General features: G+C 54.4%; 11 protein-coding genes. 2 read left to right on the top strand and 9 right to left on the bottom strand.

Annotation, left to right across the window (positions count from 1 at the left end; genetic code table 11):
• Positions 1 to 3 precede the first annotated feature (3 nt).
• A complete protein-coding gene (locus tag L0M99_RS05035) occupies positions 4 to 2,256 on the top strand; it encodes a heavy metal translocating P-type ATPase (protein ID WP_278619989.1) in 2,253 nt (750 codons plus the stop codon).
• A 46-nt stretch (positions 2,257 to 2,302) separates the two neighbouring features.
• Here L0M99_RS05035 and L0M99_RS05030 read toward each other — a convergent pair whose 3' ends face one another.
• Positions 2,303 to 2,671 carry a hypothetical protein gene (locus L0M99_RS05030; RefSeq protein ID WP_024059995.1) on the bottom strand — a complete coding sequence of 123 codons (369 nt, stop codon included), beginning with the start codon at positions 2,669 to 2,671 and terminating at the stop codon, positions 2,303 to 2,305.
• Between the two features lie 189 nt (positions 2,672 to 2,860).
• Complete coding sequence (gene betT / locus L0M99_RS05025) at positions 2,861 to 4,930, bottom strand: choline BCCT transporter BetT (protein WP_238127966.1); 2,070 nt, start codon at positions 4,928 to 4,930, stop codon at positions 2,861 to 2,863.
• Positions 4,931 to 5,100: 170 nt separating this feature from the next.
• Between betT and L0M99_RS05020 the strand changes: the two genes are divergently transcribed.
• On the top strand, positions 5,101 to 6,144 hold the full coding sequence (locus L0M99_RS05020; RefSeq protein WP_238127965.1) for a LacI family DNA-binding transcriptional regulator: 1,044 nt from the start codon (positions 5,101 to 5,103) through the stop codon (positions 6,142 to 6,144).
• A 160-nt stretch (positions 6,145 to 6,304) separates the two neighbouring features.
• Here L0M99_RS05020 and L0M99_RS05015 read toward each other — a convergent pair whose 3' ends face one another.
• The 7 genes from L0M99_RS05015 to L0M99_RS04985 all read right to left on the bottom strand — a co-directional run bounded on the left by L0M99_RS05015 (position 6,305) and on the right by L0M99_RS04985 (position 15,389).
• Complete coding sequence (locus tag L0M99_RS05015; protein ID WP_238127964.1) at positions 6,305 to 7,084, bottom strand: hypothetical protein; 780 nt, start codon at positions 7,082 to 7,084, stop codon at positions 6,305 to 6,307.
• 11 nt (positions 7,085 to 7,095) lie between these two features.
• Positions 7,096 to 9,147 (bottom strand): beta-galactosidase, encoded by a 2,052-nt coding sequence (locus L0M99_RS05010; protein WP_238127963.1) that lies wholly within the window; start codon positions 9,145 to 9,147, stop codon positions 7,096 to 7,098.
• 56 nt (positions 9,148 to 9,203) lie between these two features.
• Positions 9,204 to 10,166, bottom strand: coding sequence for an ABC transporter permease (locus L0M99_RS05005; RefSeq protein ID WP_238127962.1), 963 nt, complete (start codon positions 10,164 to 10,166; stop codon positions 9,204 to 9,206).
• Positions 10,159 to 11,694, bottom strand: a complete 1,536-nt coding sequence (locus L0M99_RS05000; protein WP_238127961.1) for a sugar ABC transporter ATP-binding protein — start codon at positions 11,692 to 11,694, stop codon at positions 10,159 to 10,161. The genes L0M99_RS05005 and L0M99_RS05000 overlap by 8 nt, the downstream gene beginning before the upstream one ends.
• Positions 11,691 to 12,845: a substrate-binding domain-containing protein gene (locus L0M99_RS04995; protein ID WP_238127960.1), complete on the bottom strand. Its 1,155-nt coding sequence runs from the start codon at positions 12,843 to 12,845 to the stop codon at positions 11,691 to 11,693. Before L0M99_RS04995 ends, L0M99_RS05000 begins: the two co-directional genes overlap by 4 nt.
• A 447-nt stretch (positions 12,846 to 13,292) precedes the next feature.
• The gene (locus L0M99_RS04990; protein WP_238127959.1) at positions 13,293 to 14,432 is read right to left on the bottom strand and encodes an agarase; all 1,140 of its coding nucleotides are present in this window, start codon (positions 14,430 to 14,432) and stop codon (positions 13,293 to 13,295) included.
• A 69-nt stretch (positions 14,433 to 14,501) separates the two neighbouring features.
• Complete coding sequence (locus L0M99_RS04985; protein WP_238127958.1) at positions 14,502 to 15,389, bottom strand: alpha/beta fold hydrolase; 888 nt, start codon at positions 15,387 to 15,389, stop codon at positions 14,502 to 14,504.
• Positions 15,390 to 15,932 lie beyond the last annotated feature (543 nt).

The following is a 15,932-nucleotide window of genomic DNA, read 5'->3' as shown; positions in this document are numbered from 1 at the left end:
CAGTTGGTTAGTAGTATCGATAATTCTCAGAACCTCGAACTGACAATCGGGGGCATGAGTTGCGCGGCCTGTGCGGCGCATATTGAAAAAGCCCTCAATAACATGCCGGGAGTAAGCGCGTCCGTTAACTATGCGACTGAGAAAGCCACTATTTCCCAAAGTGGTGATTTTGGCACGAAAGATTTTATAAAAACCGTGGAAAACGCCGGTTATAGCGCATTTACGGACGGGGATTTTGGGCGCGAGTACGGGCAAGAACACCCGAAGACCAGCTCGCAGGAACTGGCCGGGCTGCGGCGGCGCCTGATTATTTGCGCCCTCCTGGCGGTTCCGGTCATCACTTTGGCGATGATTCCGCCCCTGCAATTCCCCTATTGGCAATGGGTGTCCCTACTGTTGACGATTCCGGTGGTGCTGTGGGGAGCTTACCCCTTCCACCACGCGGCCTTCGTAAATGCCCGCCGCGCCACCACCACTATGGATACCCTGATTTCTTTGGGTACTTTAGCTGCTTTTATTTGGTCTTTATATGCCCTGTTCTTTGGGGATGCTGGCCAGGTAGGCATGACCCATGATTTCCAACTGCTCGCCCGACCCGGGGATGCCGCCAGTCACATCTATCTGGAAGTTTGTTCTGGGGTAACGGTTTTTATTCTGGGCGGACGCTATTTTGAGAAACGCGCCAAAGTACGTGCCGGGGATGCACTGCGTTCCCTCGCCGAAATGGGGGTGAAAGAGGTAACCGCGCTGCGAGCCGGCCAGGAAGTAAAGATCCCGATCAAAGAACTTGGCGAGGGTGAAGAATTTATTTCTCTTCCGGGCGAAAAAATCGCTACCGATGGAGTGGTAGTCTCCGGGGTCAGCGCCGTCGATAATTCCTTACTAACTGGGGAATCAGTCCCGGTAGAGGTAGGAGTAGGTGACCAGGTTACCGGCGCGACCATCAACACCTATGGCCGCCTGGTAGTTCGCGCCACGCGGGTGGGCTCTAAAACGCAACTGGCTCAAATTACTCGTCTAGTGGAACAAGCGCAGGCCGGTAAAGCCCCGATTCAACGCCTGGCAGATCGGATTTCCGCAGTTTTCGTGCCGATAGTGATGGCGATTTCGCTGCTTACTTTGCTGATCTGGTTAATAATTGGAACCCCGGTTACTGCCTTTACCTGCGCGGTGGCGGTGTTAATTATTGCTTGCCCCTGCGCCCTAGGACTGGCTACGCCTACCGCGCTGCTGGTGGGAACCGGTCGCGGGGCTTCGCTGGGGATTTTAATTAAGGGCGCGGAGATACTGGAATCTACCCGGCAAGTCGACACGGTTATCCTCGATAAAACCGGCACTGTTACCAGTGGAAATATGGAACTGGTAAGCATCTTTCCTCCCGATGATCTGGGGGTATTGCAGGCGGCCGCTACCCTGGAAAGCGGCAGTGAGCATCCCATTGCCGGGGCGATTACCCGGGCAGCAACCGCTAAAGGAATCGAGCTCACCAGCGATAAGGTACCAGCAGATTTCCAAAGCTACCCCGGAGGCGGGGTGCGCGGCACTATTGCAGGGCAGGCGGTACTGGCGGGGAACCGCAAGTTTATTAGCGAGCAAGGTGCCGTAATTTCTTCCGCTTTCGAGGACGTAATCACGGAACACACTAGCCGCGGCGAAACTATGGTACTGGTATCCCTCGATGGTCAGGTGAAAGGACTTCTAGGGATTGCCGACCAGGTAAAAGAAACCAGTGCTCCGGCAATCGCGCGCTTCAAAGAGTTAGGGCTAACCCCGGTGTTGCTGACTGGAGACACCGAAAATGTGGCGCGCCAAGTAGGTAAACAAATTGGAATTGAAGAGGTAATCGCAGAAGTAAAACCCCAGGATAAAGTGGTGGCAGTTTTCCGCAAACAGGGACGGGGAGCCACCGTAGCCATGGTTGGTGATGGGGTTAATGATGCGGCCGCCCTTACGCAAGCAGACCTGGGGATCGCGATGGGCTCCGGCACCGATGTGGCGATTGAAGCCGCTGATATTACTTTGATGCGCCCGGATCTTTTAGCCGCGGTAGATGCGATTCGGCTTTCGCGACGTACCCTAAAAATCATTAAAGGGAATCTGTTTTGGGCATTCGCTTACAATGTTGCCGCCATACCGCTGGCAGCCTTGGGATTACTTAACCCCATGCTGGCGGGAGCCGCTATGGCTTGCTCGTCGGCCTTCGTGGTGGGAAACAGCCTGCGGTTACGGTCTTTTCAGCCAGTAGAAGCCAAATAGTCTCCCGCTTGATCCGTGCCGGGGCGGGCATTGCCTACGGGGCACCCTACTGGACGGGGCACTCCCCGTCTTGCCACATCCACTGCGGCCCATCGTTATGGTACTGAGGACGATGCAGAATCCCCGACTCGTACTCGATCATCAAATCTGGACCGTTTGCCCAAGCCTGGCCCTCAACTACCAGGCTCCAGCCATGGGGATAGGGGCTTTGCCAAATCAAAGTAACATTTGGGTTGGCAGCTCCGTTACGTAAGGCCGAGTCGCGAGCATTGCGGATTCTCAGTCGCCCGTCCTCTAAGATCGGATCTACAGTATGGACTTTTACGTGGGCACCGTAAGGCAAGGTAATCAATGAAGCCGAGTTAAAACAGGCCATAGCCTCCGGTAATCTGTACAGGGGCACCGGGATAGTCATCTATTTTCCTCTCTAAACTACTGGCGATGGCGTCAACCTTGACCCTAGTTAACGAGTCGCCCGATCCGCGAGCGTTATTGTCTACTGAGGTAACAATAGCGCCTCAAAATCCTGTCTATACTTGCAGTTTACCGGAAAACCCCGCTCGACAATAGGAAACGTCAAAGTCCGAGCGCGATTTTTCCCGCTTTAGCCGTCGTTAATCCGCCAATAGTCCTGGTAACGGTCGAAATGGTCAAAGGCGTCATGGATGATGGCGCTGCGCGAATACCCCATCACGTCATAATCTTGATCATTATCAGGCAAATGTACTTCCAGGCGAGTAGAGCGAGGACTGCTGGGGGCAGAACCCGCGTAGATAGTATTCGCGGTATCTACCGCCAAAATCCGGTAAACAAACTGGTCAGGACCTTTGAAAGCGGTTAATTTTAGGCGGTCATAGATGCGGGCTTGTAGATCTACTTGCTCGAGGGGATCATTATCTCCCCGGACGACCTCGGCGGGGATCCCCTGTTTATTTAGTTCTGCGGCAAAGTCCCGCAACGCCGGTTCAGCCACTTTATCCAGGTAGGCTTGAGCTTCCACGGGGGTTACTTGCCCGAAAGTTTTCGAGAGGCGCTCGCGCCAGTTAGTTTCTAGCCGCCCAGCAATAGACCCGGTTCCCGCCAAAATATTGCGGGCTGAGTGCGCCCGCAACTGCCGGGCACGCCGATCTTGCTTTAACGCTCTGGCCAGGCCAATCATCACTAAGATCATTACTAGCGAGAACGGCAATCCCATAATGATAGTCGCGTTTTGGAGCGCCGGGATGCCCCCGACTATCAGCATGCCAATAGTTAGCAGCCCGGTTACCCCCGCCCAAAAAATTCGTAGCCAACCGGGAGCATCGGAACGTACCGTCGGGAGGAATGAGGACAGGTTCGCCATAATGAGGGCGCCCGAGTCCGCAGAGGTTACGTAAAATAGCAGACCTACGAAGGTGGCTAGCCCCATAATGAATACCGCCGCCGGACATTGTTGCAAAAGTAGATAAAAACCCATTTCGGGGGCTTTGAGGGTAGCCTCGGCAAAGGATTTATCGCCGCTGCGAATCAGGTCGATGGCGGCGTTACCGAAAATAGCTACCCACATGAGGACGTAGGAGAAGGGAATCAGCATGGTTCCGACTACGAACTCCCGCAGGGTGCGTCCTCTAGAAATCCGCGCCAAGAACATTCCCACGAAGGACGCCCAGGCCACCCACCACGCCCAGAAAAACAGCGTCCACGCCGACATCCAGGCACTTACGTCTGAATAGGCGAAGGTTTCGAGGGCGCGGCGCGGGAATGACCATACAAAGTCCCCGATATTCATCACAATAGCGTTAAGCAGGAAAGCTGTTCTTCCAGTGATGAAAACCCAGGATGCCAGAAACAGCGCTAATACCACGTTGAGTTGGCTAAGGAAACGGATTCCTTTATGGATTCCGGTAGTTGCAGAGACGGTAGCCATGGCTACCGCTAGAATCACTAACCCCACCTGCGCGGGAATCCCCTGTTCAATCCCGAAAAGGATTTCCAGCCCCACATTAAGCTGTACTACCCCGATTCCCAGGGTGGTGGCCACCCCAAAGATAGTGCCTAGGATGGCGGCTCCGTCAACGGTATGCCCCAGCGGGCCGTTGAGTTTGTCTCCAAAAATCGGGTAGAGGGCGGAGCGTACCGATAAGGGTTTTTTACGACGATAAGCAAAATACCCCAAAGCCATCCCCATCAGGGCATACATCCCCCAACCGGTGATGCCGTAATGGAAAAGCGTCCAAACCGTGGCTTCCCGGGCAGCCTCGATAGTTTCCCCTTTGCCCACGGGAGGCTGCAGATATTGGCTGACGGGGCCGGCCACGGAGAAAAATAGGATATCGGTACCAATCCCGGCAGCAAACAGCATGGATGCCCAGGAGAAGGTCGAAAATTCGGGACGGGAGTTGGGCGGTCCTAGGCGGGTTTCCCCATAGCGGGAGAATCCCAAGAAAAATACGAAAACTAGAATGATGGCAGCCAGCGCAATATAAAACCAGCCGAACCATTTTGAGATCGCCCCGACCGCAACTCCCAGCACCTCGGCGGCGCTAGTGGGAGAAATCAGTGCCCACAAGGCTATGGCTAAGATCCCCACTGAGGAACCTAGGAAGACCGGGAAGTTAACTTTCGCATCTTGCCGGCTATTTTCCGGTAGGGGCATTGCCGGTTCATTAGCGGTTTCACCTAAAGATTGGCTCATAGGAAACCATCCATCCCGTATTATGTCTGCTCGCCATCTTCAAAATGACGCCTAGTTCTATCTCTAGGTTAAAATACCAGGTTGCTAAACCCGGTAATTTCCCGATATCAAGATGAAAAACGGACAACTTACGAAAGTGACGGCAACCGCTTCGTAGTAGAGTTGCTTGTATGTCTACTACACCTAGCAAGCGACGCCCAACTTTACATGATGTTGCCCGTCTAGCTGGGTGCTCCTATCAGACCGTCTCGCGCGTGGTTAATGATCAGGGAGCCGTGCATCCGGATACTCGCGAGCGAGTACTCTCCGCTATCGCTGAGGTAGGCTATCGACGTAATGCCGCTGCTGCGGCTCTAAAGACTGACCGACCCGGCAGCATTGGGGTGGTTACTGACTCATCCTGGCGCTACGGCCCGATGGGAGCTTTGCGAGGAATCGAAATCGCTGCCAGAGAAGTCGGAAAAAATGTAATCCTGTCCGTCAATGATCGCGATTCTTTTGGTTCACTCCAGTCAACTTTCGACACTTTCCGCGATGCCTACGTTGACGGTCTGATCGTCATCGCCCCGCTAATCCGGGAAGCCGAACTCGCTTTGAACTCCATCGAAAACTCTGGATGGGCCAGCGGACTACCTATTGTCGTGCTCGCCGCTGACCTTACTCCCCTTCCACACGCCGTAGTCGTGTCCGAGGACCAATACGAGGGATCCATGCGAGCCGTGCAACACCTGATACGGCTCGGTCATCAAGATATTGCCCATGTAGCTGGCAACCAGGAGTGGCTCGAAGGACAAGTTAGACTCAATGGCTGGCGAGATGCCCTGCTCGCTCAGGATCTACCCGTTCCAGAACCGCTAATCGGTGACTGGACAGGGGAAAGTGGCTACCAGGCTGGATGCCGCATAGCCGACTTGAATCCCCGCCCCACGGCCGTATTCGTAGCTTCCGACCTGATGGCGCTCGGTTTGATGCGGGCACTTAACGAGCGCGGCCTCCGCGTACCGCAAGACATCAGCATCATCGGTTTCGACGACCATGAGTTCGCTTCCCAATTCGATCCCCCACTAACCACCGTGCGGCAGGACTTCGTGGCGCTGGGCCGCCTGTGTGTGAGTAGCCTGCAAGATTCTGAACCTGACGCTCGCCACACTATTTCCCCTGATCTCATCATCAGGAAGAGCACTGAAGCCCCCCCCCGCTCGAGAATTTCGTGATAATAACCGGCAAAGCAATAGCTAGGCGCCTGTTAACTAGAGAGCACAGAAGCCCCTAATTCGGGTTGAAAGTACTGTTAAAGGCAATATTTAGGTGCGTAACATGAAGTGGCCGGGATCCCATCCCTGGGATCCCGGCCACTTCCTTTATCTATTACGGTTAGCCGATGCGCTCTACCTTGAAGTCATCTCCAAGTTTAGAAATAACCGCTGCCTTGTCCTTGGTAGCCAAGAACTGTTCGGCGGCCTCGCGGGTACAGCTCACCACCAGCTTAACGTCGCCCTCGCGACCATTAGCGAAGGAGACTAGGCGCTCCGTAACCGCAGTCCGGTCACCCTTGATATCCATCAAGCTCGGGTCGGCGGTACCAATCGAAATAACCTTGCGGTCCTGATCGAAACGCAGGATCAGGCTGGTCCACAAAGAGTTGTTGTCGTGTACGGCTAGCACCACAGTGCTCTCCGGGCTCACGAACGCCTCCGCAGCCGACACCACATCCTCATGAGAGGCGCCCAGCTTCCACTGCAGACCCAGAGTCTCGTCAGCAGGTTCCGGAGCCGTCACAATCGAGGACTTGTAGCGGCCACGCAGTAGGCTCCAAGAGCGGCAAACGTATACGTCGAGATCCTCGTCCGCGTTCCAGGTATTCTGGTATTCGGCGAAGTACTCGTCCATTTCATCGCGCTCTGCCACCAGGACGAAATCGACCTGGTCGCGGTTGGCGGCGTACAGCGCATCCGCAGCAGCCTGCAGATCATCAACCTGGGTCGGAGCCTGAACCACCTCTTTACCTTCGGTGTGGCGGCACTTGACTACCTTTCCTTTTTCCAGCAAACACACGATCCTACGGGCGCCCTTGGCGGAACGTAGCAGCAGGCGCTGCGCATTCCGCCACTGGTCCACGTCCAGATCGGCCATTAAAACATCACCGTGAAGCATTGCAGTTCCTTTCAGTTCTTTAGTGAGCAGTCGTAGACATTGATTGAGTAGGCGGGCATAGAAGCCATCAACTGGCTGCCCTGGACGGTGCCCGGCTGACCTGACCACAGTTCCGTGGCCTTTTCGATCTCGAAGGGCAGTTCGATACGGGTATCGATAGCCTCAGCAGTCGGGTTGGCAACGAAGACCACGCGACGCTTATCGTCAGATTGGTCTACATGTACCACCACGTCAAGCCGGGAATCGCTCTTACTTACGGCGGCAACATCGGCAGCAGCGCAAGCCTTATCGAGCATGCTAGCGGCGTCATCTCCGCTCTTGACAACGAACCACTTGCCCTTGCCGGATTCAACAGCATCCTTGAGGATAGTGCAGGGGTTCATCAGGGAGTCTAGCTCGGGCAGCTTCGGACCAACTACCGCGCAGCCACCACCGGCTACGAAGTCCACCAAAGCCTGCTGAATCTTTGCATCCAGGTAGTCGAGGGTCGGCAACACGATGATGCTGCGTTCGCCCCAGCGCGCGGGATCGAGATCCGTATCGGAGATCACGAAGTCGTGACCCCCGGCAGACAGTGCCTCAAAGCAAGCACCGAAAGCCTTACTCTTCTCCAACTGTACTGGTGCATCGAAGCCCAGATTGTCTTCGCTGATGGTCAGCGGGTTAGCGTATTCGCTGAAGCCCGACGGGGTCTCCAAGAAGTCACCGGGGAAGGAAACCAGCACCGAGGCCGCCTCTAGCCGGTCATATTCGCGGTTAGCCAGGAGCAGTACCTTTGCGTCACGACGCAAGGAGGTAAAGCTGTTCTCGGACTGCATCCGGTTAGCATTGCTGAACATCTTCTCGTGGTCTTCGCGAACCCGACCATCGCGACGGATGGGAGAGTCTAGCCAGCGGTCGCGCTCCACCAGCATGTAGCGGCTGAAGCCCTTGATCCCCTGCATCAGCGCGGCCTTGGTAACGAATTCCTCGTCGTAAATCTCACCTGGGTTCAGGTACCAGGGCCACACACCGGCGATGAACTCCGGGATGTAGGGGAAGCGACTGGTTCCCACCACATACGAGCCTACGGTCTTGACGTGGCTGTAAAGTTCCTTGCGGGAGTAAATATCGAAGCCGACGAAGTCGAGTTTTTCTTCCAGCTTGGCGATATTGAAAGGTGTGGTGAAGCCAGAAGCGGCACCACCAGGACCGAGCGGGTGCGGGTAGTTGTGGAAGAGCGCAATCTGATCCAGGCCACGCTCACGCATCATGTCGGCGAGACGATCCATCGAAATGATCAGGTACTGTTCGCGGTACTCAATCCAGTCAGCCAATACCGGGATGTCATGCTTGTCTTTGCCTTCGAAGCGGCGCGGCGGGTCAATCTCGCCCTCGCTGCCATAAGAGGTGCCGTAGGCCTTGTTAATGCTGGCCAGGTCACCGTACTTGTCAAGCAAGAAGGTGCGGTACTGTGCCAACGACTCTTCATAGTAGTCAGCAGCGTAAGCGTTGATGCAGAAGAAGTACGCCATCTCGTTATCTACCTGAGCCGCAACAATGCCGCCCTTGGGGTAGCAGTGACGTGCCAGGATCTCACAGATTGCGTCGTACCAGAGTGCGGTTTCCTCGTAGAATTCATCGGCCGCGTAGTTGACCGCGGGGATGGGCTTAGGCACCTGGGTCAGGACGGTCCGTCCTCCCTTAGCGTTGCGCATCTGCAACCGCTCGTTCTCGAGTATACGTTTGGGGTATCCGAACCAGGTCAACTCGGAGTTGATCTGCGGTCCGGGACGCACGATTACCCGGAAATCTTTTTCTTCACATAGGGTCAGGAAGGCGTCGATGTCCTTGTTACCCGAGAAGTCGAAAACTCCCTTTTCTACTTCGTGGATCTCCCACGGGATGTAGATCGAGATCATGTTGAATCCCATACCTTTGACGGATTCCAGGATCTGATCCCACTTGTCCCGATCAAGCCTCCAGTAGTGTACGGCACCGCCGTAGAGCGAGACGGTCTCGCCATCAACCTTGAAGGCGCTCTTGCCAACCGACACAGGCCGGTTGTCTGTTTGCTTCTCCATAGTTCTTCCTTTCTTCTGTTACTGCGGAGAGTTCTGTATTCTTGCTTGTTAGGCGGCTAGTCTTTGCGTGCCAGGGCGACTGCCAGGATGATGATTATGCCCCGGATGATTTGCTGCTGAGAGGTATCGAGTCCGGCCAAAATGAGGCCATAGTTAATCGTCGCCATAAGTAATGCACCGAAGAAGGTGCCGACAACGGAGCCACGACCACCAGCAAGTGCGGTACCGCCGAGGATTACTGCGGCGATAGCGTTCATCTCGTCACCAGCGCCCCACTGGAAACGACCAGACATGAGGCGACCAGCGTAGAGCATGCCGGCCACGGCTGCTCCCATGGAGCAGATCAGCATTACCCGGAAACGTACCCAAGAGGTACTGATACCGGAGTACTCGGCTGCTACCGGATTGGCGCCGGTCGCCAGGATTTGGCGTCCGAAGCGCATTTTCTTGAGCACTAAGGCACCACCCACGACGAAGAGCAGCATCCAGATGATCAGGCCGGGGATCGGGCCAATGTTCCCGCCACCGAAGTTAGCGACGTAGTTCATGTCCAGAATGGGTACCGGCGCGGAGTCGGTAATCCATTGGGCGATACCGAAGGTTATGCCCATCATGGCTAGTGTCACCAAGAAGGACGGGATTCGGACGAAGGCAACTAGGGCACCGTTGACGCAGCCGACGACCGCCCCGAGCGCCAGTCCCGCTAAGATGCCGGGCACCAACCCAAATTGTGACAGTGCCATGGCCGTCACCACGGAAGCCAGACCCGCGACCGAACCAACGGACAAGTCAATTTCCGCTGCTGCGATTACCAGTGTCATCCCGACGGCAATCACCGAGACGATGGCCGCTTGACGGAGGATGTTCCAGAAGCTAGCTGTGGACAGGAACCCCTGATCGCGCAGCAGCACCGAGAAAATAAGCAGGACGGCTACGAAACCGACATAGATGATATCCCGACGCCAGTCGAAGCTGAAGCGCTTTCTGGCCACCTTGGCCGGGACTGTTGAATCACTCATGGTTCACTCCTTGAACTGCTAGTTCTAGTGCCTGCTCGTCGGTAGTTTCGGACGCGGTGAGTTCGCGTTCAACAGTGGACTCGCGCATCAGGAGCAGGCGATCGCTCATGGCGAGTAGTTCGGGATATTCAGAAGAAATAACGATCACCGCGTGGCCTTCGGCTGCAAAGTTACGGATAGTCTCGATGATTTCTGATTTGGTTCCGATGTCAACACCGGCTGTAGGTTCGTCCATCACCAGAACCCGCGGGTTACGGCTAATCCACTTGGCGAGCACGATCTTCTGCTGGTTACCGCCGGACAGTAACGAGGCAGGTGCCTCGGGGCGCGTCACCTTGATGCGAAACTCTTCGATCAATTTGTTGGCCAGTCCACCGAGGGCGCGATCATTCATCCATCCAACTCGAGAGTTTTCCGCCAAGTGCGGCAATTGGAGGTTGCTGTTGACAGAGTGCCTTAATACGAGACCTTGACGGCGGCGATCCTCGGGAACCAGTACCAAACCGTGAGAGAGTGCATCCCTGGGTTTGCTGATCTTAACCTCGCTCCCATCGATACGCACGGTTCCTGCAGTCACCTGGTCGATACCAAACAAGGAACGAGCCAGTTCAGTACGACCGGAGCCCATCAGACCAGCCAGCCCGAGAACCTCTCCCTCATGGACTTCGAAGCACACATCATGCAGCCCATTGTTAGCGGCCAGCCCCTCTACCGAGAGCACAACCGGACGTTCAGCACAATCCCGGTGGGGAGCAGATGCCATGGCTACATTACGACCGACAATACCCTCGACGATCTCCTCGGGTGTAATTTCCGACAGTGTGGAAGTGAGTAGGCGCTTACCATTGCGCAGGATCGTGATGCGATCCGCGATTTGGTAGACCTCCTCCATCCGGTGGGAAATGTAGACGATGGAGATACCTTCGGAGGTAAGCCGTTCGATCAGCTCGAACAGCGACTTGGCTTCTTGTCGAGCAAGAGCGGCCGTAGGTTCGTCCATGATCAGTACCCGAGCATCCTCGGCCAGAGCCTTCGCAATCTCGGTCAACTGCCAGTAGGCCGTCGACAACGAGGACATTTTTGCCGTGGGATCTACATCGACCTGCATACGCTGGAAAAGTTCCCGAGAACGGCGAATCATTTCTTTGTCGTTGATGACTCCCCCGCTGCGAGGCTCACCATTAAGAAAGATGTTTTGCGCAACGGTTAGGGTAGGCACCAAACTAAACTCTTGGAATACCATCCCCAGCCCGGCTCGCTTCGCATCGTGGATATTCCCGAAGCGACACCGCTTGCCAGCGATCTCGATGGTTCCCTTATCCAGGGAATACACGCCCTGGAGAATCTTCATCAACGTAGATTTTCCAGCGCCATTACCACCTGCCAGGGCGTGAACCTCACCGGCGACGATTTCAAAGTCAACGTCGTCGAGAACTTTCACCCCAGAGAAGGATTTCTCGATCCCTCTCATAGCCACCAAGGGTTCCGGGTTGGTTACATCCCGTTTGGTGTCCTCTGCGGCAGTCACTTCTTCATCGCTTTCTTCAGATCAGCTGGAGGCTCACTGTTATAGACCTGCTTCCATGCCTTAAGCACGTTCTCATGCGAGACCGGCAAAGCATTTAGCGCTACATAAGAGGGAGCTTTCTTGCCAATCAGAGCCCCGGCGCCGATACGCGCTTCGGCGACACCCTGCTGGTACGGCTGCTGGGCACCAAGACCGACAACTAGTTGGTCTTGAGCCAAAGCAATTGCCACGTTTGTCCCTAGATCCTCGGTAGCGATCTTGAGGTCAGTACGACCGGCAGAACGGGCAGCAGCCATCACGCCCTCAGCGGGAACATCCCAGACTGCCCAGATAGCCGCTAGCTTGGGGTTCTGGCTAATCATCGCGTCGGCTACCTTTTGCGCGTCTCCAGCGAAATCGGGGCCAGCGATTCCTTGCTTCTTAACGATCTTGATATCCGGGTATTCCTCTTCAATAACCTTGGTGAAACCTTCGTAACGTTGACGGGTAACGAAGAAGTCTGCAGAGTGGTAAATGACTCCGATCTCTCCCTTACCGGCTAGAGACTTGGCGAGCAGGTGTGCGGAAACAACGCCATTACCAAAGTTGTCGGCGCTTACAATCGATTCGTAGTCCACGCCAGCTTTTAGCCCCTTAGGAACGTTGTCCATGAAGACGAGCTTCGCGCCGCTTTCCGCGACCTTACGGTATGCACCGGCGGTAGCTACCGGGTCAGTGGGAATAGACACCACAATATCCGGGTTCTTGGCAAGCACCGTCTCGATGTTGGATACCTGCTGACCCGGGTTAAAGTTCGCGTCGGTGACCGCGATAACCTCGATGCCTAGTCGAGCAAACTCGGCTTTAAGCCCCGCGATCTGGGCATTAGCCCAGTCATTGCCAGCGTAGTGCATCACGAGGGCAGCGGTGGCCTTCTTCGCTTTAACCTGCGCTATTTCTTCATCGGTGAGTTCGACAGCCTTAGACGTGACGGGAGTCTCCCCATTCGGCCCCTTGCTGAACACCTTGCCCTCTACTTCCTTGAGGGCGGCATCTGCCTTGCTGGCAACCTGAGTGTCAGCTTTTTCACCGCTTCCAGACTCTACTGAGCAGGCCGTTGTACTTCCGACAATTGCCAAGGCCGCAGCGATAAGCAATGCCCTTTTCTTCATAATCGTTCTCCTTTGAACTGTGAGACTTATCAAGCTCCGATCCGTAAGTCCGAAACCAGATATCCCTATTGTGAACGTTCACACTTAAGATGTCAAGAGCTTTTATAAAACTATTTTTGAATTAACACCTGAATTCTGTATGTAAACTTGTTGTTTTTGGGGTATTACCAGGGATTATGATGCTTTGAATAAGCTACACAAAAATAGAGCGCTAGCCGAAACTATTAGCGACCTTTACACGGCCATGTTGATCTGCTTTTGAACATGGACATAGCCACACAGATAGGGTAGTCGACCCTGAACTGCGGGTTTGTACATCATTCAGATTGTTTTATCGTCGATGTCAACGCTAAACAAAGCATTACTGCAGTCAGCTAGCGGGTGCTAGCTGACTGCAGTAACGGAAATTAGCGATCAGACTTTACCTAACCGTCGCTCGTTTAATCTTTACTCCATTCGTTTACTAATCGCAGCTTGGGCAGCTGCATTAGCGTCCCGGATACGGTCAGTGAGATCGGAGTAGAACTCATCGTAGGGATCCTTAATTCCCCAGCCTCGACCCAGGTTCTCAATGTACCCACACCAGTGCCAGCCGATGATCCAGGGTTCGGCCATGACTCTGGCAAGACCTTGCGCATAGTCCTCACCACGTTCGGCATGTGTGTGCATGTCACTCGTGCGGTGCGGGTTCATGTCTGTAGGAACCCAGTTTCCGATATCAGCGATTACCACGGGCTTACCTGTGATTTCATGCCACTGCCGGAGGTCGGAGATCATCGCCGTGTACTCTTCCTCAGTCTTTCCGGTGAAGTACTGTACTGAGAGCACATCGACGAAGGGTGCCATAGCGCGCAGCACGACCTCGGGAATTCCCTTGTTTCCGTTGTAACGGTCGCCGAGGATGAGGTGATTCGGATCGTATCGGCGGATCGCTTCACTAATGGTCTTGTAGTACTGCGTGGCCACTTCGAATAGCTTCGCGTCGTGTTCTTCAGGCGACAGACCTTCGAAGCCGGGCCAGAAACGACCAGAAGCGTGGGGCAGCCAAGCAGGGATATCCACCAAGAAATACCCGATCAGGTTCCGGCTATTCTTGTGCTCGGATGTCATGCGTCGCCCGAGCCAGTCGGCATATTTTTTGAAATCTTCGCTGTATACGTCCCGGAATGCAGGGTGACCGTTCCAATCCTCGATTTCTTGTACCCGGATCTGCACTACATAGGGCATGCCAGCATCAAGCAGGAGCTCGTCAGGCCAGGGCGTTGAGTGGCCGAGATCGATGGGATCTCCGAACCAGTCGAGCGCCTTGCCCCAGTCTCCGCTGATGTACTGGCCGGTCCATCCGATGGTGTTGAAATTAAGATCCTCAAGATCTCGGACAACACCCTTCGCCCAATTCCCCCGAGTACCGTATTTACGGTCAAACACATCCACATTATGTGGATAGCGCAGATCGGTGTCATCGAGATGGTTCAGCCCAAGAGATACGAACGGCTTACCAGACGGATCTACAAATGCCCAACCCCCTGATTCACTCTGTTGTACTCGAAAATAGCCCGCTTCCTCGGAAGCGTAGTTGTTTCCCATATTTTTCTCCTTGTAAACGGCTAGTTATTACTTGTCATGCGATAAATCAAAACGATTCATGCAATGTATTTATTCGCCACGACCAAGGAAATCGAGGTAAGCAGCTGCGAGACCTTCGGGATCTTCTTCCGCCAGCTGGTGCCCCCAGGGAAGAATTACGGCGCTAACGTCCTCGGCGAGTTCGCGCATCTGCCGTTCGTTGTCTTCTCCAATGAAGTATTCACTCCCCACCGCCAGTACTGGCATCTTGAGTTTGTTCTTGGAAACTTCTCGGATCTGGTCAGCATCATCCAGTGTTGCGCGGTAGATTTCGCACATGCTGCGAATACCTCCCGGCGCAGAATAGCAACGCACGTATTCATCCAGTGCATCCGGCGCGATTGCTTGCGGATTGTGCGTTTCGTGCTTCATGAAGTAGTTGAAGTATTCCTTCTCCTTGCCCGTGATGAGCATTTCAGGGAAATTAGGAACGCTGTAGAAGTTGATGTGCCAGAGCCAGACGTAAGTGCTGACGTTTTCGCGAGTGAGGAAGGAATAATCCTCAAGCCCGAGCCCAGGAAGGGTCATTTCCTGGAAAATTAGTTTCTTGACCCGCTCCGGGTAATTCGCGGCGAGCTGGTAGGCGAAAGCTGCACCCCAATCCTCACCAGCAATGTAGAACTCTTCATAGCCCAAGTGAGTAGCCAGTTGGGCGATATCCTCAGCCATGTTGTTCATATCGAAGCCTCCCATTGGGCGATCCGAGTCACCAAGACCGCGCAGGTCTGGTGCGATAACCGTATAGTACGGCGTAAGGAGAGGAATCACCCGGCGCCAGTGATATGAAGTCTTCGGCACCCCATGCAGCAGGAACAGCGGTTCACCTTCACCCGCCACGTAGTAGTGGAGCCGAACTCCATTTACGAATGCGCGGCCGTGTTTAACAGGCACTCCTTTGTGGTCAGCAATAATCTCCATGATATATCTCCTTTGATATTGTTTATCCGTTGAATTTTCAACGGTTTTTCTGATCCGAGTAGTGAGGGAGAGCCCCTCCATTACTTATGGTGAACGCTGAGTCTAAGGCAGCCTGTGGCGGGTAGGTGTTAAGAGGCCAACATAGTCCGATACATCCAATGCACCAATAAGTTGATCCATTCCTGTACCTTCCCATCATTCGGAGCCGAGAGCTCCAAAGTGATCGTTCACAGCTACCATGGTGTGAACGATCACTTTCACGTTACATAGAACACACTATGTCTTGTTTGAACACCAGTCAAGGACTAAATCGCATTTTCTATTGTCGTTTCCCAGGCAGGACAGGGTCTTTTAAAGCCTCTAAGGATAGCGCCTCAGTTTTCTTGGTCGCGACCCAGATCCCAACTAACCCCGAAAATACACATTTGGGTATTAACCAAAAAAAATCCCGCGACATATGCGGACACATGTCACGGGACATCACACTCGTCGGGGTATTCGGCCGCTCGCCTACGACCCCTTCCTCGCTCAACACAAAAGGGA

The organism is Varibaculum cambriense, assembly GCF_022133705.1.
GTDB classification, from domain to species: Bacteria; Actinomycetota; Actinomycetes; order Actinomycetales; family Actinomycetaceae; genus Varibaculum; species Varibaculum cambriense_A.
The sequence above is the reverse complement of the archived record's forward strand: the minus strand, read 5'-3'. Positions and strand labels throughout refer to the sequence as shown.

Bases quoted from the DNA above. Each gene is read 5' to 3' on its own strand.
- L0M99_RS05015 (WP_238127964.1), bottom strand. From the start codon at position 7,084: ATGCTTCACGGTGATGTTTTAATGGCCGATCTGGACGTGGACCAGTGG.
- L0M99_RS05020 (WP_238127965.1), top strand. From the start codon at position 5,101: ATGTCTACTACACCTAGCAAGCGACGCCCAACTTTACATGATGTTGCC.
- L0M99_RS04990 (WP_238127959.1), bottom strand. From the start codon at position 14,432: ATGGGAAACAACTACGCTTCCGAGGAAGCGGGCTATTTTCGAGTACAA.
- L0M99_RS04995 (WP_238127960.1), bottom strand. From the start codon at position 12,845: ATGAAGAAAAGGGCATTGCTTATCGCTGCGGCCTTGGCAATTGTCGGA.
- betT (WP_238127966.1), bottom strand. From the start codon at position 4,930: ATGAGCCAATCTTTAGGTGAAACCGCTAATGAACCGGCAATGCCCCTA.
- L0M99_RS05010 (WP_238127963.1), bottom strand. From the start codon at position 9,147: ATGGAGAAGCAAACAGACAACCGGCCTGTGTCGGTTGGCAAGAGCGCC.
- L0M99_RS04985 (WP_238127958.1), bottom strand. From the start codon at position 15,389: ATGGAGATTATTGCTGACCACAAAGGAGTGCCTGTTAAACACGGCCGC.
- L0M99_RS05030 (WP_024059995.1), bottom strand. From the start codon at position 2,671: ATGACTATCCCGGTGCCCCTGTACAGATTACCGGAGGCTATGGCCTGT.
- L0M99_RS05005 (WP_238127962.1), bottom strand. From the start codon at position 10,166: ATGAGTGATTCAACAGTCCCGGCCAAGGTGGCCAGAAAGCGCTTCAGC.